Genomic DNA, 25218 nt, shown 5'->3' with positions numbered 1-25218 from the left:
GTCGGGTGGCTTTCGCCCGGGACGCTCAGGCGTCCACGGGGTCGGCGGCCGGGGAGGTCAGGCCCCCCGGTCCTCCTTGAGCACGCCGTAGACCAGCGTGTCGGTCCACTCGCCCTTGGACCACCAGTCCCGGCGCAGGTGCCCCTCCTGCCGCATCCCGACGCGCTCGCACAGGCGGGCGGAGGCCTCGTTGCGGGCGTCGAGCTGCGCCACCACGCGGTGCATGCGGTAGAAGCCGAACGCGAGGTCGAGGACGGCGCGCACCGCCTCCGTCGCGAAGCCCTGGCCGGTGTGGTCGGGGTGGAACACCCAGCCGATCTCGCCGCGGGACACGGTGTCGCCCGTCGTCCACAGGGCGACGTCGCCGACGACCTGCCCGTCGTGCTCGACGACGAGCGCGAGGGCGGACCCCGGCTCGTCGATCCGGGCGCGGGCGATCCGCTTCGCGAGCTGGGCCTCGGCGACGTCCGGCGTCCAGGGCTCCTCGAGGAGGTAGCGCGCCACCTCGGGGTCGGCGTAGTAGGAGAGCAGGGGCCCGAGGTCCTCCGCGCGGTGCGCGCGCAGGACCAGGCGGCCCGTGGTCACCGGAAGCGGGGTCTCGGTCGTCACGGGGAGGCACCCTACGCGCCGCGACGCCCGGCGCGCGAAGGGAAGGCCGCCGAAAAGCCGTGACGTGGCGCACCTCGGCGGCGCACCGTGGGGGGATGAGCATCCCCGCGACCACGCCGACGTGGCGCCTCCTCGAACCGCCCCGCGCCGACCGCCTCGACGCCCCCGACGCGTGGGCGTACCACGGCGTCGCCGCGCTCGAGCGCTCGGTCGCGCTGGCCGACCTCGGCCACGACGACCTCCCGCCCCGCGCCGTCGACCTGCTCGTGGGCGACCTCCATCAGGAGCACCTGCGGCGGCACCGCCTCGTCGCGGTGGAGGACGCCGGCGCCGGCGATCCGCCGCGCGTCGTGGGGCACGGCGTGCTGACCCTGCCCGTCACGGACAACCGGCACCTCGCGGTCGTGCGGATCGCCGTGCTGCCCTCCCACCGGGGCCAGGGCATCGGGTCCGCGATCGCCGACCGCCTGCGGCGCATCGCGCTCACGGAGGGCCGCACCACCGTCTTCGCGGAGGTCGAGTTCGCCGTCGAGCCGGCCGCGGACGATCCGGGAGCGGTCGTGCCCCGGGAGGGCGACGGCCGCGTCTCCGCGGACCTGCCGGGCATGCGGCTCGCGCGGCGGGCGGGCCTCGGCCTGGAGATCGTCGCGCGCCGCTCCGTGCTCGACGTGCCGCTGCCCGACGAGGTCGTCGACAGGTTCGTGGCCGACGCCGCGGCGCGCGCCGGCGACGCCTATCGCGTCCACACCTGGCAGGACCCGGCGCCCGAGGAGTGGGTGGACCAGCTCGCCGCGCTGGAGCAGCGACTGTCCGAGGACGAGCCGAACGGCGGCCTCGCGCTGGAGGCGGAGCGCTGGGACGGCGCCCGGGTCCGCACGGAGGAGGCCAAGCGCGCCGAGCGCGGGCAGGGCGCCCTCGTCACGGTGGCGGAGCACGTGGCCACGGGCGCGCTGGCCGGGATGACCCTGCTCGTCTGGGACCGGCCCGAGCTCACCGAGCAGGAGAGCACCGTGGTGCTGCCCGAGCACCGCGGGCACCGGCTGGGCATGCTGATCAAGGCCGTCAACCTGCGTGAGCACACGCGGCTGCGGCCCGCCGCGCGCCGGGTCTCGACCTGGAACAACGAGACGAACGCTCCGATGGTGGCGATCAACGTCGCCCTCGGCTTCCGGCCCGCCGGTGGCTCGGCGGAGCTGCAGGCGCCGCTCGCGGACGTCACCCCGCTGAGCCACGCCTGAGCACCCTTCGACCACGGGATCCGTATCGCCATCGGCCGGATGGCGATACGGATCCCGTGGTCGAAGGGGTCAGGCGGTCGGGACCTCGAGGGCCTCGCCCGGGGCCAGGCGCCGGTAGTCCGTCCCGCCGAGGCCGCCGACGATCCGGTCGGCCAGTGCCCGGCCGGCGTCGTTGAGGATGGCGTCGTGGATGGGGACCGCGACCCGCGGCGCCACCTGCCGCACGTAGTCCACCGACTCGGCCAGCTTCAGCCAGGGCGCGGCCACCGGCAGGGCGAGCACCTGCACGGACGTCCCCTCGGGGGCGGGCGTGAACGAGTCGCCGGGGTGCAGCACCGCGCCGTCCACGAGGTAGGCGACGTTCTCCGGCCGCGGCATGTCCGGGTGGATCGTCTCGTGCGGGCCGGCGAGCGCCTGCAGGGCGAACCCGGCCGCGGTGAACGTGTCGCCGCCGGCGACGGCGTGCAGGCGGGCGGCGGGGGAGCCCGCCCCCTCGAGGTGCTCGGCGAGCTGGTCGACGACGGGCTGCGGGGCCCACAGCTCCAGGCCGGGGTCGGCGGCGAGGGCCGCGGCCACGCGGGGCACGTCCAGGTGGTCGACGTGCTCGTGGGTGATCAGCACCGCGTCGGCGCCCTCGAGGATGCGGGGGTCGGTGAACGTGCCGGGGTCGACGACGAGCGCGCGCCCGTCGCGCTCCAGGCGGACGCCGGCGTGGCCCCAGGTGGTCAGCGTGAGAGAGGACATGACGCCATCCTCACCCCGCTACCTGCGAGTGTGCTCCACGAGCTCCGGCAGCAGCACGTCCCACGACGACGGCGGCGGCGCCTGGTGCCCCATGTGGTCCAGCAGCAGCAGCCGCGCGCCGGGGATCGCCGCCGCCAGCGCCGCCCCGTGGCCCGGGAAGAGCGGGTCCTCGGTGCCGTGCACGACGAGCGTCGGCACGCGGACGTCGGCGAGCGTGCCCGCGAACGGGGCGCCCGGCGCGGCGGCGAAGTGGTTGGTCCCCGCCGTCGGGTCGATCGAGCGCATGACGGCGCGGGCGGCGACGGCGCGGGTGCGGGCCTCGTCGAAGTCGCCGCGGCCGGTGAGCGCGCGGTCCTCCGCGACGGCGGCCTCGACCAGCGCGGCCGTGTCCGACGGGTCGGGGGCGGGGCCGTCCCAGAGCCCGCGCAGCTCCGGGGCCGACGGCGCCAGGTCCGCGTCGTCGGGGCCGCGCACGGCGCGGGTCGTCGCGACGAGGGTGGCCGACGCGACGCGCTCCGGGTGCTCGAGGGCGAGTTCCTGCGCCATGGCCCCGCCCGCCGAGAGCCCGACCAGGTGCGCCCTCCGGACGCCGACGGCGTCGAGCACGCGCAGCGCGTCCTCGGTGAGGTCCCGGCCCGTGTAGTCCGGCGCGCCGGGCGGGCAGGTGGTGGACCGGCCGGTGTCGCGGTGGTCGTACCGCACGACGTGCCGGCCCCGCGCGGCGAGCGCCGCGCACAGGTCCGCCGGCCACCAGTCCATCGACGACGCGACCCCGCCGACCAGCAGGACGACGGGGTCGCCGGGGTCGCCGACGGACTGGAAGCACAGCAGCACGCCGCCGTCCTCGGTGAACCGCTCCGGCCCGAGGGCGTCGCCGTCGGCGGGCCCGATGCGTCCTGTCATGGCCGGTAGGACGGCGGCGACCGGCCGGACTCATCGGTGGTCGGCCGGGTCGGGCGGCGGGTCAGGCGAGTGTCAGGCCAGGCGCAGCAGTGCCTGCACCGGGGTGTGGTCGCTGGGGTAGCGGCCGCCGGAGGTCCACGTGTTGATGGTCGCGGCGAGCACCTCGGTGCCGGGGGTGGCGAGCACCCAGTCGATGCGGTCGCCGCCCGGCACGGGCTCGCCGTAGTTGGGGAACGAGCCCACCTCCGGGGTGAGCTGCTCCGCCGCGGCCCGCCAGGTGTCGAGCAGGCCGCCGTCGGTGACGAGGACGTCGTACGGGGCGGACCGCTCCGCGGCGGCGTTGCAGTCGGCGGTGAAGACGACGGGCAGGCCGAAGCCGGCCGCGAGGTCGCGCACCACCTCGGCGCTGCGCACCCGCGCGTTCTCCGACTCGTGGTCGAAGTGCGAGTTCACGTGCACGAACTCGGCGCCGGTGCGCTCGTCGCGGAAGCGCGCCCAGGTGACGATGCGGGTCACGGAGTTGCCCCACGTGGCGGAGCCGATGACGTCCGGGGTGTCGGAGAGCCAGAACTGGTCCCACCACAGCAGCGTGAGGCGGCGCGCGTCGTAGAAGATCGCCGAGTACTCGCCGTCCGCGCCGCCCGAGCGGCCGTAGCCCACCGTGCGGTAGTGCTTGCCCAGGCCGTTCTCGACGGCGGCGAGCTGCTGGAACTCGGCCTCCTGCACCCCCAGGATCGTGGGCTGCTCGAGGGCGAGGAACGCGGTGACGAGCGGCGCGCGGTCGGGCCAGTGGTCGGGCTCGCCGGGCTGCGTCGCGTCCTCGCGGTCCAGGCGGATGTTGAAGCTCATCGCGTGCAGGGCGGAGCCCTTGGCCGGGCCGATGAGCGCACGCCGTCCCGGGCGGCCGGCGGTCGTGGCCGCCGACGCCGCGGGGGCGGCGAGGGCGCCGGCGACGCCCAGGGCGCCGAGGGCGCCGGCGGCGGTCAGGGCGCCGCGGCGGGTGATGCCGGCGGGGGCGGCGGAGCTGCGGTGGTCCATGTGTCGTCCTCCAGGAGACGGCTGGCGAGGTTCGTTGCCCGACCATCCCATCGGGGCGACGTGACCGCCCGGCGGACGGCAGGTGGCCGGCGGGCGACGAGGCCGTGACCAGGGCCTCGACCGCCGCGCGTCGTCGGTCCGGGCTAGGGTCGGCGCATCGTGCCCCATCCCGACCAGAACCAGAACCCCGTCCCCACCACCGCCCGCCTCGTCGCCTGGGGCCAGGAGCTTCGCTCCGTGCACGCCCGCCTGCGCGACGCGCTGGAGGTCGCCCGCGAGGCCGCCTCCGACGCCGAGGACCACGCCGACGGCGCTCCCGGTGCGCCGCCGGACCCGCGCCGCCGGCTCGGCCTGTACTGCCACGGCTTCTGCCAGGCCCTGGAGGGCCACCACCGCGGCGAGGACTCGAGCGTCTTCACCGCGCTGCTCGACCTGCGCCCCGACCTCGCCGACGTCGTCGCCGAGCTGCAGCGCGACCACCGGATGCTCGACCACCTGCTCGGAGAGCTGTCCCGCGCGGTCGGCGCCGACGCGGACGCGGCCACGCTCGACCGGCACCTGGACGGCATCGACGCCGTCATGGAGACGCACTTCCGGTACGAGGAGAAGCGGCTGGTCGACGCCCTCGACGAGCCCGCCGTCGCGGCGGCGCTCGCGGGCACCGACCGGCGCGCGGTGCTCGGCCCGCTCGCCTGAGCCGCGACCCGATCACGTCGGCAGTTCGGGATCAGGGCGGCAGTTCGAACTGCCGCGCAGATCCCGAAGTGCCGCGCTGATCGGTACGGACGGGCTGTCATCTCCTCGGGGCCGGGTGCGGCCGCCGTCGTGCAGACTGGCCGCACCGCCCGCCCGACGAGAGGTCCGCCATGCCCGTCACGCCCGTCACGCCCCCCGCCCGCCGGCCCCTGTCCGGGGTGGGCCGCGCCTTCGCCGTCGTCGCCGTGGTCGAGGCGTTCACCTGGGCCGGCCTGCTCGTCGGGATGTTCCTCAAGTACGGCACGGAGACGACCGAGGCGGGGGTCTGGCTGTTCGGCCGCCTGCACGGCGCGGCGTTCGTGGCCTACGTGGTGATCGCGCTGGTCGCGGCGGTGCGTCTGCGCTGGGGCTGGTTCCGCACCCTGGTGGCGCTCGCGGCCGCGGTGCCGCCCCTGACGACGCTGCTCGCCGAGTGGTGGCTGCGCCGCACGGGACACCTCGGCGCCCCCGCGCCGGTCGAGGACGCGTCCCCGGAGGAGCCGGCGACGGTTTCCTGATCGTTACACCGCGCGACACGCGGCTGTCGCCGGGCGCCGCTAGCGTGGCCCCGGTCACAACCGCATACCCAGGAGCGCACCCATGTCTCTCGCCCGTCCCCTCGCACGACGGCGGACCGCCGGCGTCGCGTGCCTGACCCTCGCTTTCGCGGGTCTGGCGACCACCGGTGCCGTGTCGGCCAGCGCCGACCCGATCGTCGACGTGCAGATCCTCGCGACCAACGACTTCCACGGGCGCATCCAGTCGAGCGGCGCCGAGGCCGGCGCGGCGGTGCTGTCCGGCGCGGTGCAGCAGCTGCGCGGCGAGAACCCGAACACGGTGTTCGCGGCGGCGGGCGACCTCATCGGCGCGTCGACCTTCGAGTCGTTCATCCAGCACGACAAGCCCACGATCGACGCCCTCAACGCCGCGGGCCTCGACGTGTCGGCGGTCGGCAACCACGAGCTCGACCAGGGTTACGACGACCTGCTGAACCGCGTGATGGCGCCCTACGACGCCGACACCAACCCGTACGGCGGCGCCCAGTGGCAGTACGTGGCGGCGAACCTCAAGGTGAAGGCGACCGGCGACGACGCCGTCCCCGCCACGTGGATCAAGGACTTCGGCGACGTGCAGGTGGGCTTCGTCGGCGCGGTGACGGAGGAGCTGCCCGCGCTCGTCAGCCCGGCCGGCATCGCCGACCTCGAGGTGCAGAGCATCGTCGACACGACGAACGAGGAGGCCGACGCGCTCAAGGCCGAGGGCGCCGACGTCGTCGTCATGCTGGTGCACGAGGGGGCGGAGTCCACCGACTGCGCGGCGATGCCGACGGCGGACAACGCGTTCGCGAGCATCGTCAACGACGTGAGCCCCGAGGTGGACGCGATCGTCTCCGGGCACACGCACCTCGCGTACGACTGCGCGTTCCCCGTCGACGAGTGGGCCGGCCAGGCCGTGACGGAGCGCCCGGTCGTCTCCGCCGGCCAGTACGGCTACAACCTCAACCAGCTCGTCTGGTCGGTGGACGCCGCGACCGGCGAGGTGGCCGGCGTGCAGACCGCCGTCCTGCCGCTCGCCGGCAACTACCCGGCCGACCCGGAGGTCACGACGCTCGTCGCCGACGCGGTCAAGGAGGCCGACGTGCTCGGCGCGGAGCCGCTGGGCGAGATCGGCGGGGCGTTCAACCGCGCCAAGCTCTCCTCCGGCGCCGAGAACCGCGGCGGGGAGTCCACGCTCGGCAACCTCGTGGCCGAGGTGCAGCGGTGGGCCACGGAGGCCCCCGAGTCGGGCGAGGCGCAGATCGCGTTCATGAACCCGGGCGGCCTGCGCGCCGACATGGTGGGCTCCGGCACGGACGCCTTCCCGCGCACGCTGACCTACAAGCAGGCTGCGGCCGTGCAGCCGTTCGCCAACACGCTGGTCAACATGGACCTCACGGGCGAGCAGATCAAGACCGTCCTCGAGCAGCAGTGGCAGCGCGACGCCGACGGGAACGTCCCGTCGCGGCCGTTCCTGCGCCTCGGTGTCTCCGACGGGTTCTCGTACACGTTCGACGCGAACCGCGAGGAGGGCGACCGCGTCACCGGCATGTGGCTCGACGGGGAGGCGGTCGACCCGGCCGCGTCGTACTCCGTCACGGTGAACTCGTTCCTCGCCTCCGGCGGCGACAACTTCCGCGCCTTCGCGGACGGGGCGAACGCCCGCGACACCGGCAAGGCCGACCTGGCGGCGTTCGTGGACTACATGGCGACGTTCGCGGCCGACGAGCCGCTGGCCGTCGACCCGAGCCAGCGCGCCGTCGGCGTCTCGTTCCCGGCCGACGCCCCCGAGGCGTACGAGCCCGGCGCGACGGTCGCCTTCGACGTCTCGTCGTGGTCGATGTCGGCGCCCGGCGACGTCACCGACCCGGAACTCACCGTGTCGCTCGGCGACCAGGCGCTGGGCACGGCCGCCGTCACGACCGCCGCCGGCACCACCCCGGACGACGCGATCGGCACGGCGTCGGTCTCCGTCGCGCTGCCGGCCGACGCCCCCGCGGGCGCCACGACGCTCACCCTGGCAGGCGCCGCCACCGGCACCGAGGTGACCGTGCCGATCGAGGTGACCGAGCCCGCCAAGGCCACCCCGACACTCACGGTCGACGCGCCGGAGACCGTGGTCGCGTGGCTCCAGCCGGCGCGCATCGACGTGTCGGTCGAGACGCCCGACGGCACGCCCACCGGCAAGGTCACGGCCACGATCAAGGGCACGAAGGTGGACGCCGACACGCTGAACACGAAGGGCGACGCCCGCCTGTGGGCGGGGCCGTTCAAGCCCGGCACCGTGGAGGTGGAGCTGCGCTACTCCGGCGACGACGCCACCGAGGCCGCCACGACCACGACCACCATCCGCGTGAAGAGCCTGTGGGAGGTCATCTTCGGCAGCCTCTGACGGCGGCCGAGGGCGTGACGCCGGCCGGCTCAGCGGGCGTCGAAGGTCTCGCGGTTCGCCTCGATCGCGGGGTTGTTCGCGATGGCCCAGTCGGCGAGCGCGAGCGCGGGGCCGATGAGCGTCGCCCCGACCTCGGTGAGCTCGTACTCGACGCGCGGCGGCACCTCGGCGTAGGCGGTCCGTGTGACGAGGCCGTCCCGCTCGAGGTGCCGCAGGGTGAGGGTGAGCATGCGCTGGGAGATGCCGGGGATGCGCCGCTGGAGGTCGGTGAAGCGCAGGCGCTCGTCGTCGAGCGTCGTCACGACCAGGAGCGTCCACTTGTCGGCCACCCGGTCGAGGATCCCGCGGATCGCCTGGCCCTGGTCGCCGCGGATCCTGCACGTGTCCTCGTAGTGCGACATGACCGTCTCCTGTGCGTCACGAACACCGGTGTGCCTTTTGTAGGCCCTCCGATGGTCACGGATGATGCGGCTACGCACAAGACGTCACCATTGCGCCGCGCCGTCGTCCGGCGCCCGAGAGTCGGAGAACACCATGACCGTCGCCTACTGGATCGTCGCCGCGCTGCTCGCCGTCTTCTACGGGTACGCGGGCGGCAAGAAGGTGCTGCAGGGCAAGGAACAGCTGCGGCCGATGATGGGCTGGGTCGACACGATCCCGATGCCTGCCGTCCGGGCGATCGGGACGCTCGAGATCCTCGGGGCGATCGGCCTCGTGCTGCCCCCGCTCACCGGCGTCGCCCCGTGGCTCGCGCTCGTCGCGGCGGCCGGGTTCGGCGTGCTGCAGGTCGGGGCCACCGCGCTGCACCTCTCCCGCGGCGAGAAGAACGTCATCGGGCTCAACCTCGTCCTGGTGGTGCTGGCCGCGGCCGCGGCCTGGCTCGCCACGGTCTGGGTCGGCTGACCCCTACCAGCCGCAGGCGTCGCGCACGAGGTCGTAGGTCGCGGCGCGCTGCTCGTCGGTCATCGGGACGTAGACGACGGGCTGCGGGGCGCCGTCGACCTCGGCGTGCACGGGCAGGAACGTGCCGCGCTTGTCCTCGGCCACCACGTGCGGGTCGCAGCGCGCCGGCACGAGGTCGAGCACGACCTGGCCGTCGGCCTGGCCGGCGAGGTCGTCGCCCGTCCACGCGTCGCCGGCGGCGGGGGTGAGCAGGGTGGTGCCGGCGACCTCGACGAGGCGCACCGCCGGGCCGCCGGGCACGGGGTCGACGGCGAGGGTCACCCGACCGCCGGGCGCCGCACCGTCCGCGGTGCGGACCGTGGCGGCCTCGACGCCCGTGACGCGGAGCGTGACCCCGGACGCGACGAGGCGCTCGGCGCACGCCTCCGCGTGCACGGCGGCGAGGCGGCCGAGCGGGTCGGTGACGTCCACCTGGACGGCGGTCCCGGCGTCGGCGTCGGGCGGCGGGTCGTCCGGCTCCGCCGTCCACGCACCCGGCGCGAGGCGGACGGTCGCGGTCGCGACCGGCGTCGTCTGCGCCGCCGCGCCGGTGAGCGGCTCCGGGGCGTCGGCGTCGCAGTCGACCTCCCCGAGCCGCAGCCGCACGTCGCGGCCCGCCCCCGGCGCGAGCGTGCGGGCGCGCGGGTCGCCGTCCGGGGTGCTCGGCTCGAAGCCGGGGGCGTCCAGGGTGCCGCCGAGCAGCGTCACCGTGCGGCCCGACCCGTTGACCACCCGCAGCGCGGCCGTGCGGTCGGCGTACTGCGTGCGGTCCTGGCGCAGCGCGGCGGTCAGGGCCGGCGCGACGTCGGCCGGGAGGGGCCCGGACGCGTCGGACGCGTCGGGCGCGGGGCCGGTGCAGGCGGCCAGCACCGTGACGAGCACGGCCGACAGGGCGAGCGCGACGACGACGGCGAGCGCGAGGGCGCGGCGTCCCCGGCGCACGTCACGCGCCGTCCTGCGGCGCCGACCCTGCCGACCGCGCGGGGCGGTCGATCACGCGCGTCATGACCAGCGACGTGCGCGTCTTGTCCACCCGCGCGCTGCCGCGGATCGCCTCCACCGTGCGCTCCACGTCGCCCATGCCGCCGGCCATGATCTGCACCATCGCGTCGGCCTCGCCGGTGACGGTGTCGACCCGCACGATCTCGGGGATCGTGGCGAGGTCGCGGCGCAGGGTGGCGGGTGAGACGTTGCCGCGGCAGAACAGCTCGACGTACGCCTCGACGCCCCAGCCGAGCTCCTCGGGTGCCACCCGGACGGTGAACCCGGTGATCTCCCCGCGCGCGAGCATGACGTCCACGCGCCGCTTCACCGCAGGCGCGGACAGGCCCACCTCGGCGCCGATGTCGGCGTAGGTCGCGCGCCCGTCGCGCAGCAGGTGCCCGACGATCCTGCGGTTCACGGCGTCCATCTCATGCCCCTGACGTGTCCATGCTCGGATTCTTCAACCGACGCGCACGATCCGCCAGGTCTGGGCCCGGAACGCGCAACGGATCGCGCGTCGTGCGCAACGTCCAGGCCCCTAGCGTCCGAGCTATGACGGCCCTCACCACGCCGACGACGACGTCGGCCACGGTTCCCCAGCCCGCGCGGGGCGAACGCACGGCGACCTCGCGCCACTTCCTCATGTGCCCGCCCACGTACTTCGACGTGGTCTATGAGATCAACCCCTGGATGGACCTCGGCGTCCCCGTCGACGCCGGCCGCGCCCTCGCGCAGTGGGAGCTGCTGCGGGCCACGTACGAGGCCCACGGGCACCGCGTCGAGGTCATCGACCCCGTGCCGGGCCTGCCCGACATGGTGTACGCGGCCAACGGCGGCGTGGTGGTCGGCGGGCGCGCCCTGGCGGCGCGGTTCACCTACCCGGAGCGGCGGCCGGAGGGCCCGGCCTACGAGCGGTGGCTCGCCGACGGGCGCGAGGGCGTCACCAGCCTCGGCCAGGCGGCGGAGCAGAACGAGGGCGAGGGCGACCTGCTGCTCGCGGGCGACGTCATGCTGGCCGGCACGGGCTTCCGCACCTCCCGCGCCGCGCACGCCGAGGTCGCCGCGCTGCTCGGCGTGGAGGTCGTGACCCTCGAGCTGGTCGACCCGCGCTACTACCACCTCGACACCGCGCTGGCGGTGCTCGACGCCGGCACCTCGCCCGCCACGGTCGCCTACCTGCCGGAGGCGTTCAGCCCCGCGTCGCGGGCCGTGCTCGCCGAGCGCTACCCGGACGCGATCCTCGCGACCCCCGAGGACGCCGCCGTGCTCGGCCTCAACGCCGTCTCCGACGGCCGCCACGTGTTCCTCACCGACCGGGCCACCGGGATGCACGCCCGCCTGCGCGAGCGCGGCTTCGAGCCCGTGGGCGTCGACCTGTCCGAGCTGCTCAAGGGCGGCGGCTCGGTGAAGTGCTGCACCCTCGAGCTCCGCCCCGCACCCGTCACCGTCACGACCGCCCCGGCCGAGGAGGCCCGCGCATGACCACCGTCCCGTTCCTCGACGTCGCGTCCACGGCACGCTGGGTGGCGCACCGCGGCCCGGAGGCCGTCATCGGCCGCCTCGTCGACGCCCTCGCCGTCGACTTCGCCCGCTGGCCCGACCTCGACAAGCGGCCCCGGATCGCGACCCACTCGCGCGACGGCGTCATCGAGCTCATGCCCGCCGCCGACGACGCCACGTACGGCTTCAAGTTCGTCAACGGGCACCCGCGCAACCCTGCTCGCGGCTTCCAGACCGTCACCGCGTTCGGCGTCCTCGCCGACGTGCACAACGGCTACCCCACCTTCCTCGCCGAGATGACGCTGCTCACCGCCCTGCGGACGGCGGCGACGTCCGCCCTGGCGGCCCGGTACCTGGCGCGCGCCGGCTCGCGGACCCTCGCGCTCCTCGGCGCGGGGTCGCAGTCGGAGTTCCAGGCGCTGGGCATGCGGGCCGCGCTCGGCATCACGCACCTGCGCGTCTGGGACACCGACCCGGGCGCGCAGGCCAAGCTCGCACGGAACGCGCGCGCCCTCGGCTTCGAGGTGCACGAGGCGACGAGCGCGGCGGACGCGGTGACCGGCGCCGACGTCGTCACGACGTGCACCGCGGACAAGAGCAACGCGACGGTCCTCACGCACGAGATGGTCGGCCTGGCCCACCCGGGGCTGCACGTCAACGCGATCGGCGGCGACTGCCCCGGCAAGACGGAGCTGGACCCCGCGATCCTGCGCGAGGCCGAGGTGTTCGTCGAGTACGAGCCGCAGACGCGCGCGGAGGGCGAGATCCAGCAGACGCCGGACCTCGTCGTCACCGAGCTGTGGGAGGTCGTGGCCGGGCGTCGCGCCGGACGCCGCGGGGCGCCCGCCGCCGCCGGGCCGGGGGAGGAGTTCGCCCGGCACGCGGGGGACCGGCGCACGCCCGACGACACGACCGTGACCGTCTTCGACTCGGTCGGGTTCGCGGTCGAGGACTGGGCCACGCTGCGGTTCGTGCGCGACGACGTGCCCGCGGACCTCCTGCAGCACCTCGACCTCGTCGCCGAGCCCGACGAGCCGAAGGACCTGTTCTCCCTGGTCGTCGCCGCGGAGGACGCCGACCGCGCCGACGCCCGGCACGCCCTGGACCGGCTCATGGGGCTGGCCGGCCGCGGCCACGTCGAGGCGCTCGCGCACCGCTGACCCCGCCCGGCGGCCCCCTCTAAGGGGAGCCGCCGTGGCGCGACCGCTCCCGTCCTGTGCCCCGTCACGACCCGTCGAGGACGATCTCCGTCAGCTCGGCGAGGGCGTCGATCCGGTGGGCGGCGAGCGAGAAGTCCTGCGAGCTCGTGAAGTCGTGGTGGACGACGGCGCAGTCGATCCCCGCCGCGACCGCCGAGGCGAGGCCGCGGGACGAGTCCTCGACCACCAGGGTCTCCTCCCGGGCGGCCCCGAAGGTCCGCAGGCCGGTCAGGTACGGCTCCGGGTGCGGCTTGGCGTGGTCGTAGTCCTCGCGCGCGAGGACGAAGTCCATGAACGGCAGGATGCGGCGCTTCTCGTGGATGAGCTCGACGTCCGCCCGCCTGGCGGTGGTCACGACGGCCATCCGGACGTGCTGCGAGAGCTCGGCCAGGGCCTCGAGGACGCCGTCGATCTCGATCGCCTCCGTCCGCAGGTACTCCTGGTAGTAGCGGTCCCGGACCTCGCGCTGCCGGTCGATGGTGCCCTCGTCGACGCCTGCCCGCCGCGCCTGGGCCCAGGTGGCCTGCCCGTGGTGCATGTCCCGGAGGTACTGGTCCCTGTCCTGGGTGAAGCCGACGTCCGCCAGGGCCCGCTCCCCGGCCCGGTAGTACCAGGGCTCGGTGTCCACCAGCACGCCGTCGTGGTCGAAGAGGATGTGCGTCTTCACCTGCCGCAGCCTTCCCGGCCGCCGCGTGGGCGTCACGACCGTCCCGCCACCCGAGACCGGCCCGGGCAGGGGCCGCCAGGCTGCTCGAGACTCCAGAGACGGGGACGCCGCGCCACCCGCCGGGGCGGCCCGACGGCCCCCTCGAAGGCCTGGGGATTTGCGTCCGCCCCGCGGGGCGCTGCGATCATGGCCCCTGGCGTGCACGTGACGCGCGCCCCGAATCGGCCCGCCTCGGCTGGTCGATCGGCTCGGGCATCGGCTCGGGCATCGGCTCGGACATCGGCAGGTACTCAGCAGGGACGGGGGCGTCGCGTGACCGCGATCCACGACGGCGACGCGCCCGCGCGCCGCGGGCCCGTCGACGACGCGATCAAGCGGATGCGTGCCGCCGCCGCGGCGGACGGGCGCGACGACGGGCCGGGCGCCGCGGGGACGGCGGACCCGGAGGTGCTGCGCACCGTCCTCGCCACCCTGCCCCACGACGACCAGCGGCTGCTGTGGGACCGGCACGTGCTGGGGCGCGAGCTCGCCGCGATCGCCACCGACCTGGGCATGCACGCCCGGGGCGTGCTGCGCCGCCTGCGCCAGGCGGAGGAGCGGCTGGCCGCCGCGTTCGCGGCCGCGCACGCCCGCGCGTGCCCGCCGGGGTGCCTCGACACGCGGCAGTCCCTGCACTCGTACGTGCGTCACCGGCTGTCGCCGCCGCGCCGCACCGCGCTCGAGGCGCACCTCTTCGGCTGCCGGGGCTGCATGCGCGCCTTCATCGACGTGCGCGAGGCCGGCTGGGCGGTGCGCGACGCCGGGCCGCTGCTGCTCGCCGGCACGGTCGCGGGCGGCGCGGCCCCGGTGCTGATGGGCGCCCTCGGCGCCGGCACGGCGGGCGCGGGCGCGCTCGGCTGGTGGGGTCCGGTCGGGGCGGCGCTCCTCGCCGCCGGGGAGTGGGTCCGCGCGCTGGCGCTCCAGGCCGGTCAGCTCGGCAAGGGCTGGCTGATCGGCGCGGGCACCGTCGCGGGCGTCGCCGTGGCGGCCGCCGCGGTGGCGCTGGGCGGCAGTGGCGGCGGCCCGGTGGCCGCGCCGCCCGCGCCGGCGCCCACCTCGTCCGCCGCGGCACCGGCGCCGGGGGACGCGACGCCGCCCGAGGCGCCGTCGGAGCCGGGGCCGAGCGAGACCACCAGCCCTGCGGCGTCGCCGTCGCCCGACCCCTCGGAGGGGCAGCCCACCGGGACTCCCGCCCCGTCGACCCCGGCGCCCTCCGACGGCGGCGACCCGACGACGCCGGACCCGGCGTCGCCGGACCCCTCGACGCCGGAGCCCACGACGCAGGAGCCGGGCACCACGACGCCGGACCCCGGCACCACCGTGTCCCCCGACCCGTCCTCGCCGTCCTCGCCGCGGCCGACGTCGCCGTCGGCGACCCCCCGCCCCACGTCGTCGGGCAGCCCGTCGCCGACCCGATCGCCGTCGCCGTCGCCCTCGGAGCCGTCGCCGACCCCGACGCCCACGCCGACCGAGCCCGTGCAGAGCACCGTCACGGTGGACGTCCCCGGGCTGCGCGGCGTCTTCGAGGTGACGGCGGACGACCCGGACGCGGAGGTCCTCGGCGTGACGGCGGGCAACAGCTGGATCCGGGCGCGCGAGTGCGACGACGGCTGGTACGTCGCCTCGAACCGCTACAGGAAGGCCACCGTGAGCGTCGTCGTCGAGGCGCCGCCCTCGGTCGAGGAGCCCGGCGTGACCCTCACGCGGACCAACATCTGGCCGGGCTGGCTGAAGACCTGCTGACCGGGCCTTTCCCGGGCGGGCCTGACCTGGCCTGATGCGGCACGACCGGGCCCGCCCCCCGTGGGGACCGGGCCCGGTCGTGCCGGCGTGCTGCGGGTCAGCGCACGTCGAAGCCGTGCGCCCCGCGGTCGTGGCCGTGGCCGTGACCACCGCCGTGACCGTGGCCGTGCCCGGGTCGACCCGGCTCGACGCCGTTGATCGCCTCGGTGCTCCAGGCGAGCTGCTGCGCCGCATGCCCGATGGCGCGGGACATGATGTCCAGCGCCTCAGGGCTCACGTTCGACAGGTCGTCGCCGGGGGAGTGGTAGTTCTGGTCGAGCTGCTCCCCGGCCACGCCGCCGAAGACCGCCTGCTGCTCGACGGTCTTGATGCCGTCGGCCCCGGTGAACAGGCCGGAGGCCGGGACGCCGTTGTTGATGAACGCCTGGTAGTCGGAGCGTCCCGAGAACTCGGTGTCCACCCACGGCTGCTCGATGCCGTCGAAGTAGTCCGTGAACACCGCCTCGGCGGCCGCGGACCCGTCCGGCACGGGGACCGGCGCCGGGAACGTCGACTCGTCCGCGTCGTACACGCCGATCGTGTAGTTGGGCGAGCCCACCATGTCGAAGTTCAGGTAGGTGGCGATGTCGTCGAGCTCCTCGGGGTCGTGGGCCACGAGGTCCGCGACGTAGTAGTTCGACCCGACGAGGCTGAGCTCCTCGGCGCCCCACCACGCGAAGCGGACGGTGTTGTTGATCGCCTTGGTCTTCGCGAGCTGCACGGCGGTCTCGAGGATCGCCGCCGAGCCGGTGCCGTTGTCGTTGATGCCCGGGCCCTCCTCGACGCCGTCGAGGTGCGCACCCAGCATCACGACGTTGTCGTCCCGCCCGCGCCGGGTCTCGGCGAGGACGTTGAACGACTCCGCGTCCGTGGTCGTGGCCTGGAGGTCGAACGTCACCTGCAGCGACGGGTCCGCCTGGAACGCCGCGAGGATCGCGGCGCCCTCCGCGGCGTCGACGCCGACGGCGGGGGCGTAGCCCTCGTTGCGCCCGCCGAGCGTCCCGTTGAGCGCACCGGGGGCGTTGTTGTAGATGATGACGCCCGCGGCGCCGGCCTCGCCGGCGGCGAGCGCCTTCGCCCCGAACGTGCACGAGCCGCGCTGCACGAGCGCGATCTTCCCGGTGGCGTCCACGCCCGCCCAGGAGTCGTCGTGCGGGGCCGCCGGGTCGGTGCTCGCCGGGCAGCCGTCCACGATCGCGGGCCGGACCAGCCCGGCCGTGACGCCGTCGTCGGGGGTGGACGTCGAGTAGGTCATGGCGATCGGGTCGAAGTCGACCCCGGGGACCTCGACGGCGAGGTCCTGCACGTCGAACAGGACGACGGGGAAGTACTGCCGCTCGGTCTGGTACCCGGCTTTGTGCAGCACCTTCTCCACGTACTGCGCCGACTCCTCGTAGCCCTCGGTGCCGGCAGCCCGGTTGCCGCCGTTCTCGTCCGCGATCTCCTGCAGCTCCTCCAGGTGCCGGAAGACACGCTCTCCGGTGACCTTCTTGGACAGGTCCGGCCCCGGGACGTGGGTGCCGGGGTCGTGCCGGCCCGCGGCGACCGACGGCGACGCCGTCGCGGTGGGGGTGAGGGACGCCGCGAGGACCAGCCCGCTGAGGGCGGCTGTCGCGACGGCCGTGGGGAACATCGTCGTTCTCACGGTCGACCTCCTGATGGGTGACCCCGCGGGGCCCGGGTCGGGCCCACGACACACGACGCGACGCTGCGGAGTGCGGTTGGCGTGAGCGTAGGCCTCAGTGGGCTTCCAGGAAACCCCGGGCGTCGCTGATCGAGCTTGTCGAAACCTCTCCGTCGGTCGAGCTCGTCGAGACCACGGACCGGGTGTCGACAAGCTCAACCAGCGACGGAACGCTCCAACAGGACGAGGACCTCGTAGTGGCTGGTCTGCGGAAACATGTCGAGGAGCCGCGCGCGGCGGGGCCGCAGCGACGGCATGCGCGCCAGGTCCTCGGCGAGCGTCACCGCGTTGCAGCTGGAGTAGAGCACGTGCCCGGTCCCGGACTCCTCGAGCCGGCGCGCCAGGTCCGGGCCGATGCCGCGCCGGGGCGGGTTGACGACGACCAGCTCGGGGGCGACGCCGTCGCGCGCGAACGCGGTGGCGTCGCCCGCGGCGAAGCGGACGTCGGCCACGGCGTCGGCCCACCATGCCGCGTCGTGCCCGCCGACGACGGCGTCCGCGGGCAGGTCGGCGAGCTCGTCGCGCGTCGTGGTGGCGCTCGCGACGGCCTCCACGGAGATCTCGATGCCGGTGACGGCGCGGCCGGGCGCGGCGCAGTGCAGCGCGAACCCGCCGACGCCGCAGTACAGGTCCCACAGGGACGCGGGAGCGACCTCGTCCACCCACTCCCGGGCCTGCGCGTACAGGGCGGTGGCGACGGCGGTGTTGGTCTGGAAGAAGCTCTGCGGGCGCAGGTGCAGCGTGATGCCCTCGCCTCCGAGGGGCACGCGCATCGGCAGCGTCTGCCGGTCGGTGAGGACGATCTCCTGGTCGCCCTCCAGGACGGCCGCGTGCGCGGGCTGCACGTTGACGCTCACCACCGCGACCTGCGGCAGCGCGGCGAGCAGCCACGGCAGGTGCTTGCGGATCCGCGCCACGGGCTCCTGGCTGCGCAGCACGAACCGGACCATGAGCTCGCCGTCGGCCGACAGCGTCACGAGCACGTGCTTGAGCTCGCCCCGCCAGGCCGACTCGCGCGGCGTCTCGCGGCGCCGGGACCCGCGGGAGGGCGACGTCGCGTCGTACGGCTGGAGCCGCGCGCGGGTGATCAGCCCCGCCAGGGCGGGGAACGCGTCCTGCAGCGCCGGCGGGTACAGCCCGCAGTCGGTGAGGTCGACGCCCTGGCCGGCGTACGGCCCGGCCGACGAGCCGAGGATGCCCAGCACCGGCTCCTCGACCGTGCCGCCGACCACCATCTTGGCCTTGTTGCGGAACCCTGCCTCGGGGCCGGTCGCCGGCGGCAGCCAGGCGATGCGGGCGTCGGCGAGGAGGGCGGCCACGTGCTCCTGCTTCTCGCGCACCTGCGTGGGGTGCGGCGTGGCCAGCAGGGTGCACGAGTGGCAGCGGCCGGCGTCGAAGTGGGGGCACTGCACCCGCCCATTCTCCCCCGAGCCGGGGCGGGCCGCGGGAAGGGCTCGAGGGCTCCTGATGCGCTCCCGGACGGCCGACCATAAGTTGTGCTCGGGCCGGAAGAGATCACGTCGTACGGGGAGGCCGGGGCATGACGACGCAGGTCGCAGGGCACACGAAGGGCACGACGGCGGCGCTGGTGGCGCTGACCGCCGCGTCCTGTCTCCAGGTGGTCGACCCGACCGCGAACAACATCGCCATCGTCGGGGCGAGCGTGGACCTCGACATGTCGAGCTCGTCGCGGGCGTTCGCGGCCAGCGTCGGCACCCTGTCGCTGGCGGCGTTCATCCTCACGACGGGGGCGCTGGGCGACCGGCTGGGCCGCCGCCGGGTGATGCTGGCCGGGCTGGTCGTCGCGATCGCGGGCGGCGTCATCACGGCGATCGCCCCCACGACGGCGGTCTTCATCCTGGGGCGCGCCGTCACCGGCGTCGGCATCGCGGCGTCCTTCGGGCTGAGCTTCGCCCTGCTGCGCGAGGTGCTGCCGAACCAGATCCCCAAGGCCGTCGCGTTCTGGCTCGCCGGCCAGACGGCGGCCGCGCTGGTGCTCGGCGTCGTCGCCGGGTGGATGGCCGGCTTCGGCTGGCGGTTCGGCTACCTCGCCATGCCGATCGTCGCGGTGCTCGCCCTGCTCATGTGCCTGCGCGGGCTGCCGGAGGCCAAGGCCGACAGCGTCGGTGCGTTCGACTACGTCGGCCTCGGCTCGATCGCCGTCTCCCTCATCGGGCTCATCTACGGGCTGTCGAACGCCGCCAGCTACGGCTGGGGCTCCACCCAGGTGCTCGTGCCGGTGATCGTCGGCCTGGTGTTCATGGCCCTCTTCATCTGGTGGGAGGGGCGCATCGCCGCCCCGGCGTTCCCGGTCAAGCTGTTCAAGGACCCGGAGCTCGCGGGCTCCGTCGCGGTCGGCTTCTCGTTCAACATGTGGCAGGCCGTGGTGATGATCCAGCTGTCCATGCTGTGGCAGTACGTGTACCAGTACACGCCGCTGCAGGTGAGCCTGGGCCAGCTGCCGATGAGCCTCGCGATGGTGGTCGGCGCGGTGATCGCCGGCCGGCTGCTGTCCCGCGGCATCCCGGCGTCGCTCAACCTGATCGTCGGTCACGTGCTGCTCATCGGGACCATGGTGCTGTTCGGCTTCTCGACGACGACGTCGCCCTACATCTTCTTCGCGATCCCGATGATCGTGGGTGGCTTCGCCCGCATGCTCAACGAGACCACGATGGGTCAGTTCTTCGTGGCCAAGCCGCCGCCGGCCCTGACCGGCGCGATGGCGTCGTCGAAGACCGCGATCGGCCAGACCAGCTTCGCGCTGGGCACGGCCCTGTCCTCGACGTTCCTGTTCGGGCAGTACGGGCGAGGGATCGCGGAGGCGTTCGCCGACGCCAACGTGGAGCCCGCGCAGCAGGGCCAGTACACCGGCATGATCCAGCAGTACGTCTCCGGCGGGGACCTGTCCGACTACGACCCGGCCCTCGTGCAGAAGGTGATCGACCAGGCGTCCGAGGTCTTCCTGAGCTCTTTCAACGGGACGATGTTCATCATCGCGGGCTTCCTCGCCGTGTTCGCCGTCATCAGCACGCTGTTCTTCGCCAAGGCGAACCGGGACCGCAAGGCGGGCCGCCTCGTCGACGGGCCGCTGACGCTCGACGGCCGGCCCGCGGCCCTCGCGGGCGGCGACGAGACCCAGAGCTGAGCACGAGAGGAATCGAGGAACCATGACCGCGCCCGACCTGATCCTCACGAACGCCGCCGTCGTCACGGTGGACGACGCCGACACGATCGCGGAGGCGGTGGCCGTCACCGCGGGGACGATCACGGCCGTCGGGACGGCCGCCGATGTCGGCGCCCTCGCCGGGCCCGGCACCGAGGTGGTCGACCTCGGGGGACGGACCGTCGTGCCCGGCTTCGTGGACGCGCACAGCCACGTGTCCATGGGCGCCCCGTTCGTCAAGCACGCCGCGCTCACGACCCCGCCCGTCGGGGACACCCGGACCGTCGAGGACGTCCTCCGCAAGCTGCACGAGGCGAAGGACCGGAACGACCCGGCGCCGGGGGAGTACGTCATCGGGTGGGGCTACTACCCCGAGGCGATGGACGACGGCGGCGAGCTGACGGCCGAGCTCCTGGACCGCGAGTTCCCCGACCACCGCGTCGCCGTCGTGCACGTGTCGGCGCACGGCGGCGTCGTGAACTCCCGGGTGCTCGAGGAGCACGGCTACGTGCCGGGCGTCGCGGACCCGGACGGCGGCACGATCGTGCGCGTTCCCGGCACCGACCGGCCGAACGGAGTGCTGTGGGAGGGCGCGTGGATACCGCTCGCGTTCTCGCTGCTCGACTACGGGCGCGAGGAGTTCGACGCGATGCTCGCCGAGTACGCGCGCTGGGGCATGACGACCGTGCAGGACGGCGCCGCCACGATGGCGCAGGTGGAGAAGGTGCGGGGGTTCGCGGCGGACGGCACGCTGCCGGTGGACGTGCGCAGCCTCGTGATCTTCAACGAGCTCGACGAGGCGCTGTCCTCGGGCCTCGTCGACACGACGGTCGGCGGGCACACCGTGCAGGGGGTCAAGCTCATCCTCGACGGCTCGCCGCAGGGCAAGACCGCGAACGTCACGCAGGAGTACCTCACGGGCGGCCCGGGCGGGCAGGAGCACTGGCACGGCATCGCCAACATCGACCAGGCCACCACGGACGCGGTCGTCACCACCGCGTACCGGAACGGGGTGCAGGTCTTCGCGCACTGCAACGGGGACGGCGCCGTCGACCAGCTCCTCGCGGCGCACCGCGCCGCCAAGGCGTCGGGCGCCACCCCGCCGGGGCGGACCGTGCCGATCCATTCGCAGGTGATGCGCCTGAACCAGCTCGACGACTACGTCGCCGAGGGGTTCGAGCCGTCGATGTTCACCGTGCACACGCTGCTGTTCGGGGACACGCACGTCGCGAACTTCGGCCGGGAGCGGGCGTTCGGCATCTCGCCGATGCGCTCCGCGATCGACAGGGGCCTGCGCCCCTCCAACCACTCCGACTACCCGGTCACGCCGATCAACCCGCTGCTGCTGCTGTGGAGCTCGGTGTCCCGCACCTCGACCGGCGGCGTCGTCCTCGGCGAGGACGAGCGCGTCACGCCGCTGGAGGGCCTGCGCGCCCTCACGATCAACGCCGCCTACGAGCACCGCACGGAGGGCGACCGCGGGTCGATCGAGGTGGGCAAGCTCGGAGACCTCGTGGTGCTGAGCGACAACCCCCTCGACGTCCCCGTGGACGCCATCCGCGACATCGAGGTGCTCCGCACGATCAAGCGCGGCGTCACGGTGCACGAGGCGTCATGAGCGGCGCCGCGGCAGCGGGCACCGGGGGGACGTCGATCGGCGAGCCAGCCGACGGCGTCGCGCGGCGCCCGGGCCTGGCGATCCTCGCCCTGACGGTCGCGGGCGTGGCGCAGGCAGCCGACGTGTCCCTGCACAACACCGCGCTCGCCTCGGCGGCGGCGGAGTTCGGCATGTCGGCGACACAGCGGTCGATCGCGGCGTCGGCGGCGACGCTGGCCCTGGCGGCGTCGATCCTCACGATCGGGACGGTCGGCGACCGGTTCGGCCGGCGCCTGACGCTGATGTGGTGCGCGGTGGCCCTCGTCGTCGGCGGCGTCGTGACCGCGACCGCCCCGGTGTACGGCGTGTACCTGACGGGGCGCGTGGTCACCGGCATCGGGCTCGCCGGGACGCTCGCGCTGTCGATGGCGCTCATCCGCACTGTCGCTCCCGACCACATCCCGAGCGCCATGTCGCTCTACTTCACCGGCCAGGTCGGGTTCACGCTCCCCCTGACGATTATCGGCGGCTGGCTGATCGGGACGGACTGGCGGCTCGGGTACCTGGTGGTGCCGGTCGTGGGCGCCGTGGCGTTCGTGCTCAACAAGCTGTTCGTGCCGCGGTCCAAGGCGGTGCACCGGCGCAAGTCGGACCCGGTGGGGCTGGTGCTCGTCGCCGTCGCGCTCGTGGGGATCATCTGGGGCGTGAGCGACGCGTCCAGCGGGTGGCTCTCGGCGCGGGTCCTCGTGCCGGTCGTCCTCGGCGTCGTCGCCCTGGTCGCCTTCCTGTGGTGGGAGCAGCACACCGACGAGCCGGCTCTGCCCGTGCACCTGTTCAAGGACCGCAACCTCGCCGGGGCGCTCACCGCCGACGTCTCGTTCAACATGTGGCAGGCCGTCATGGTGCTGCAGCTGTCGCTGCTGTGGCAGTACGTGTACGCCTACAGCCCGCTCGACGTGACCCTCGGCCAGCTGCCGGCGTCGCTGGCCATGGTGCTCGGCGCGTTCGCCGCGGGCCGGCTCGCGGCGCGCGGGCGGCGGCCGCAGACCCTCGTGCTGTGGGGGCTGGCCGGGGTCGCCGTCTCGATGTACCTCTTCGTGCTCGGCGGCACGTCGACGCCGTACTGGGTCTTCGGCGTCTCGCTGGTCATCGGCGGGTTCTCCCGGATGCTCACGGAGACCGCCGCCGGCGAGTTCTTCGTCGAGGTGCCGCCGCCGGACCTCGTGGGCGCGACCGTCGCGAGCAAGCCCGCCATCGGCCAGGCGTCCTTCGCGCTCGGGTCCGCGCTGAGCTCCACGCTGCTGTACGGCGGCCTGGGCCGCGGGCTGTCCGACCGGCTGGCGGAGCTCGGCCTGACCCCGTCCCAGCAGGGCACGGTCGTGGGCTGGTTCTCCGACAGCTCCGTGCCCGCGTGGGCGCGCGACAACGACCTGTTCGACCAGGTGGTGGCGGCCAGCCAGGACGCCTACGTCGACGCCTACCGGGTCACGATGCTGGTCTTCGCCGTCGTCTTCACGCTGCTGCTCGGCCTGGCGTGGCACTTCCTGCGGCGGCGCCCGGCGTAGGTCGCCCGGTCGCCGGGCGCCGGGCGTCAGGCGACGAAGATGCAGAACGGGTGGCCCGCCGGGTCGGCGTAGACCCGCAGTGGCTCCTCCGGGTCGTCGGAGCGGTCGTGGGCCAGCCGGGCGCCCAGGGCGATCGCGCGCTCGTGCTGGCGGTCCAGCTCGGCCACGTCGGGCACCGTGGTGTCGAGGTGCAGCTGCTGGGGCACGGCGTCGTCCGGCCAGGTCGAGGGCGGCAGCGCCGGCACCTGCTGGAAGGCCAGCGGGACGCCGTCCGGGTTGCGCAGCACGAGCCAGTCGGAGCCGCGCGGGTCCGGCTCGCCCGGCGCCGGCGGCTCGTCGCCCGGGCGGTAGGCCAGGCCGAACAGCTCGCGGTAGAACTCGGCGAGCCCGCGCGCGTCGGTGGTGTCCAGCACCACCTGGCGGATCCTCGGGACGGCGGGGACGTCCGGGACGTCGTCGCTCATCGGCCCTCCTCGGGGAACTGCCCGGCGATGCCGCGCAGGGTGGCGGTGAAGGCGGCGTAGTCGAAACCGTGCGCGAGGTTGTCGTTGCCGGGGCGCATGCCCGCGGCGCCGTCCACCTCCTCGCGCAGGATGTCCGCGTGCCCCGCGTGCCGATGCAGCTCGGTGCCGACGTGGACCAGGATCTGGTGCAGCGTGACGTCCCGGCTGTCGGCGCCCCACCACGGGACGCGCCCGGGTGCGTCGAGGGGCAGCGCGTCGATGGTGGCGTCCGCGAACTCCCACACCTGCCGGTACAGGTCGACGATCTGCGCGGCCGGCTCGTCGGCCGTCGCGAAGAACTCCGCCTGCAGGGCGTGGGCGTCGGCGTCGGGCGCGTCGGCCGCCGCCAGCCACGGCGCGTCCTCGGGGCGGGGCCAGAGGCGGCCGAAGACCCCGCCGAAGTAGCCGATCTCCACGGTGGCCGCGTGCTTGACCAGCCCGAGCAGGTTGGTCCCCGTCGGCGTCCGCGGCATCCTGGCCTCGCGTTCGGACAGGCCCTCCACCTTCCAGACCAGCGCCTCGCGCGCGCTGCGCAGGTAGCGGTGCAGCACGGACTTGGCGTCCGGGGGCGTCGTCGTCGGCGTCGTCATGGGCCCAGCGTGCCCGCGGCCACCGACAACGCGCCCGACTCCTCCTGGACGACGGAGGGTAGGCGAGCCTTACCTAGGCTGTTATGGTGACGGCAGGTCGTGACGCTCTGTCACGACGACGGTGCACGGCCGTCCGGCCGACCCTGACCTGGAGGTCCCATGACGGTGCTCGCGGAGGTTGCCCCGCTCTCGACCCGGCTGCGCGAGGGCACGCGCGCCGAGCACTCGCAGGCCGAGTCCGAGGGGTTCGTGGAGCGCCTGCTCGCGGGCCGCCTCGACGTCGCGGCCTACGCCGACCTCGCCGCCCAGCAGCACGCGGTGTACACGGCCCTCGAGCAGGCGAGCGAGCGCATGCGGGACGACGCCCGGGGGCAGGGTCTCGTGTTCGAGGAGCTCACCCGCGTGCCCGCCATCGAGCGCGACCTCGCGCACCTGTACGGGGCCGGCTGGCGGGACGTCGCGCGCGTGCTGCCCGCGACGGAGCGCTACGTGGCGCGGTTGCGCACGGTCGGCGCCGACGTCGCGTGCTACGCCGCCCACGCCTACACGCGGTACCTCGGCGACCTCTCGGGCGGCCAGGTCATCCAGCGGATGATGCAGCGCCACTACGGCCTGACGACGGCGGGGCTCGAGTTCTACGACTTCCCGCAGATCCCCAAGGCCAAGCCGTTCAAGGACGTGTACCGGGAGCGCCTCGACGGTCTCGACCTGGACGACACCGAGGTGGACCTCGCGGTCTCCGAGGCGCAGGAGGCGTTCCGGCTGAACCGGGCGGTGTTCGTCGAGCTCGGCGTCGCCCACCCCTGAC

General features: G+C 74.6%; 24 protein-coding genes. 12 read left to right on the top strand and 12 right to left on the bottom strand.

Annotated features, from left to right (window positions below):
- Positions 1-57: 57 nt before the first annotated feature.
- Positions 58-609: a GNAT family N-acetyltransferase gene (locus tag ACQFYA_RS19810; protein ID WP_499127016.1), complete on the bottom strand. Its 552-nt coding sequence runs from the start codon at positions 607-609 to the stop codon at positions 58-60.
- A gap of 95 nt (positions 610-704) precedes the next feature.
- Between ACQFYA_RS19810 and ACQFYA_RS19805 the strand changes: the two genes are divergently transcribed.
- Entirely contained in the window at positions 705-1847 is a 1143-nt protein-coding gene (locus ACQFYA_RS19805) for a GNAT family N-acetyltransferase (RefSeq protein WP_499127015.1), read from the top strand.
- Between the two features lie 69 nt (positions 1848-1916).
- On the opposite strand, the gene ACQFYA_RS19800 is transcribed toward ACQFYA_RS19805, so the two are convergent.
- The 3 genes from ACQFYA_RS19800 to ACQFYA_RS19790 form a co-directional block, all read right to left on the bottom strand.
- Positions 1917-2591, bottom strand: coding sequence for an MBL fold metallo-hydrolase (locus ACQFYA_RS19800; RefSeq protein ID WP_499127013.1), 675 nt, complete (start codon positions 2589-2591; stop codon positions 1917-1919).
- Positions 2592-2609: 18 nt separating this feature from the next.
- Positions 2610-3494 (bottom strand): alpha/beta fold hydrolase, encoded by an 885-nt coding sequence (locus ACQFYA_RS19795; RefSeq protein WP_499127011.1) that lies wholly within the window; start codon positions 3492-3494, stop codon positions 2610-2612.
- A gap of 72 nt (positions 3495-3566) precedes the next feature.
- Entirely contained in the window at positions 3567-4532 is a 966-nt protein-coding gene (locus tag ACQFYA_RS19790) for an endonuclease/exonuclease/phosphatase family protein (protein ID WP_499127009.1), read from the bottom strand.
- Positions 4533-4691: 159 nt separating this feature from the next.
- On the opposite strand from ACQFYA_RS19790, the gene ACQFYA_RS19785 reads away from it, so the two are divergent.
- The 3 genes from ACQFYA_RS19785 to ACQFYA_RS19775 all read left to right on the top strand — a co-directional run bounded on the left by ACQFYA_RS19785 (position 4692) and on the right by ACQFYA_RS19775 (position 8195).
- Positions 4692-5228, top strand: coding sequence for a hemerythrin domain-containing protein (locus ACQFYA_RS19785; protein ID WP_499127008.1), 537 nt, complete (start codon positions 4692-4694; stop codon positions 5226-5228).
- A 170-nt stretch (positions 5229-5398) separates the two neighbouring features.
- Positions 5399-5785 (top strand): DUF3817 domain-containing protein, encoded by a 387-nt coding sequence (locus ACQFYA_RS19780; protein WP_499127006.1) that lies wholly within the window; start codon positions 5399-5401, stop codon positions 5783-5785.
- Between the two features lie 82 nt (positions 5786-5867).
- Positions 5868-8195, top strand: a complete 2328-nt coding sequence (locus ACQFYA_RS19775; protein WP_499127004.1) for a bifunctional metallophosphatase/5'-nucleotidase — start codon at positions 5868-5870, stop codon at positions 8193-8195.
- A gap of 29 nt (positions 8196-8224) precedes the next feature.
- On the opposite strand, the gene ACQFYA_RS19770 is transcribed toward ACQFYA_RS19775, so the two are convergent.
- Positions 8225-8596, bottom strand: a complete 372-nt coding sequence (locus tag ACQFYA_RS19770) for a winged helix-turn-helix transcriptional regulator (protein ID WP_430582329.1) — start codon at positions 8594-8596, stop codon at positions 8225-8227.
- Positions 8597-8729: 133 nt separating this feature from the next.
- Between ACQFYA_RS19770 and ACQFYA_RS19765 the strand changes: the two genes are divergently transcribed.
- A complete protein-coding gene (locus ACQFYA_RS19765) occupies positions 8730-9098 on the top strand; it encodes a DoxX family protein (RefSeq protein WP_430582328.1) in 369 nt (122 codons plus the stop codon).
- A 3-nt stretch (positions 9099-9101) separates the two neighbouring features.
- On the opposite strand, the gene ACQFYA_RS19760 is transcribed toward ACQFYA_RS19765, so the two are convergent.
- Both ACQFYA_RS19760 and ACQFYA_RS19755 read right to left on the bottom strand, forming a co-directional pair.
- On the bottom strand, positions 9102-10079 hold the full coding sequence (locus ACQFYA_RS19760; protein WP_499127001.1) for a serine/threonine-protein kinase: 978 nt from the start codon (positions 10077-10079) through the stop codon (positions 9102-9104).
- A 1-nt stretch (position 10080) separates the two neighbouring features.
- The gene (locus ACQFYA_RS19755) at positions 10081-10548 is read right to left on the bottom strand and encodes an Lrp/AsnC family transcriptional regulator (protein ID WP_499126999.1); all 468 of its coding nucleotides are present in this window, start codon (positions 10546-10548) and stop codon (positions 10081-10083) included.
- A 125-nt stretch (positions 10549-10673) separates the two neighbouring features.
- On the opposite strand from ACQFYA_RS19755, the gene ddaH reads away from it, so the two are divergent.
- Both ddaH and ocd read left to right on the top strand, forming a co-directional pair.
- Positions 10674-11603, top strand: a complete 930-nt coding sequence (gene ddaH / locus ACQFYA_RS19750) for a dimethylargininase (protein WP_499126997.1) — start codon at positions 10674-10676, stop codon at positions 11601-11603.
- A complete protein-coding gene (gene ocd / locus ACQFYA_RS19745; RefSeq protein ID WP_499126995.1) occupies positions 11600-12781 on the top strand; it encodes an ornithine cyclodeaminase in 1182 nt (393 codons plus the stop codon). Before ddaH ends, ocd begins: the two co-directional genes overlap by 4 nt.
- A gap of 64 nt (positions 12782-12845) precedes the next feature.
- Here the strand turns inward: ocd and ACQFYA_RS19740 are convergent, their stop codons facing one another.
- Positions 12846-13487, bottom strand: a complete 642-nt coding sequence (locus ACQFYA_RS19740; RefSeq protein WP_499126994.1) for an HAD family hydrolase — start codon at positions 13485-13487, stop codon at positions 12846-12848.
- A gap of 312 nt (positions 13488-13799) precedes the next feature.
- Here ACQFYA_RS19740 and ACQFYA_RS19735 point away from each other — a divergent pair, with 312 nt between their 5' ends.
- The gene (locus ACQFYA_RS19735; protein WP_499126992.1) at positions 13800-15269 is read left to right on the top strand and encodes a zf-HC2 domain-containing protein; all 1470 of its coding nucleotides are present in this window, start codon (positions 13800-13802) and stop codon (positions 15267-15269) included.
- A 97-nt stretch (positions 15270-15366) separates the two neighbouring features.
- On the opposite strand, the gene ACQFYA_RS19730 is transcribed toward ACQFYA_RS19735, so the two are convergent.
- Both ACQFYA_RS19730 and rlmC read right to left on the bottom strand, forming a co-directional pair.
- A complete protein-coding gene (locus ACQFYA_RS19730) occupies positions 15367-16953 on the bottom strand; it encodes a M20/M25/M40 family metallo-hydrolase (RefSeq protein ID WP_499126991.1) in 1587 nt (528 codons plus the stop codon).
- Positions 16954-17147: 194 nt separating this feature from the next.
- Positions 17148-18404, bottom strand: coding sequence for a 23S rRNA (uracil(747)-C(5))-methyltransferase RlmC (gene rlmC / locus ACQFYA_RS19725; protein ID WP_499126989.1), 1257 nt, complete (start codon positions 18402-18404; stop codon positions 17148-17150).
- Positions 18405-18532: 128 nt separating this feature from the next.
- On the opposite strand from rlmC, the gene ACQFYA_RS19720 reads away from it, so the two are divergent.
- From ACQFYA_RS19720 to ACQFYA_RS19710, 3 genes are read left to right on the top strand one after another with little or no spacing between them, the layout of a single operon-like run.
- Entirely contained in the window at positions 18533-20137 is a 1605-nt protein-coding gene (locus tag ACQFYA_RS19720) for an MFS transporter (protein WP_499126987.1), read from the top strand.
- Positions 20138-20159: 22 nt separating this feature from the next.
- On the top strand, positions 20160-21773 hold the full coding sequence (locus ACQFYA_RS19715) for an amidohydrolase (protein ID WP_499126985.1): 1614 nt from the start codon (positions 20160-20162) through the stop codon (positions 21771-21773).
- Positions 21770-23317, top strand: coding sequence for an MFS transporter (locus ACQFYA_RS19710; RefSeq protein ID WP_499126983.1), 1548 nt, complete (start codon positions 21770-21772; stop codon positions 23315-23317). Before ACQFYA_RS19715 ends, ACQFYA_RS19710 begins: the two co-directional genes overlap by 4 nt.
- A gap of 26 nt (positions 23318-23343) precedes the next feature.
- Here the strand turns inward: ACQFYA_RS19710 and ACQFYA_RS19705 are convergent, their stop codons facing one another.
- A complete protein-coding gene (locus ACQFYA_RS19705; RefSeq protein ID WP_499126981.1) occupies positions 23344-23781 on the bottom strand; it encodes a VOC family protein in 438 nt (145 codons plus the stop codon).
- Positions 23778-24410, bottom strand: a complete 633-nt coding sequence (locus ACQFYA_RS19700) for a DinB family protein (RefSeq protein ID WP_499126979.1) — start codon at positions 24408-24410, stop codon at positions 23778-23780. The genes ACQFYA_RS19705 and ACQFYA_RS19700 overlap by 4 nt, the downstream gene beginning before the upstream one ends.
- A 159-nt stretch (positions 24411-24569) precedes the next feature.
- Here ACQFYA_RS19700 and ACQFYA_RS19695 point away from each other — a divergent pair, with 159 nt between their 5' ends.
- Complete coding sequence (locus ACQFYA_RS19695; RefSeq protein ID WP_499126977.1) at positions 24570-25217, top strand: biliverdin-producing heme oxygenase; 648 nt, start codon at positions 24570-24572, stop codon at positions 25215-25217.
- Position 25218: the final 1 nt, after the last annotated feature.

Source organism: Promicromonospora sp. Marseille-Q5078, from assembly GCF_050315395.1.
GTDB lineage: Bacteria > Actinomycetota > Actinomycetes > Actinomycetales > Cellulomonadaceae > Isoptericola.
This window is presented reverse-complemented; position numbering and strand designations above follow the sequence as displayed.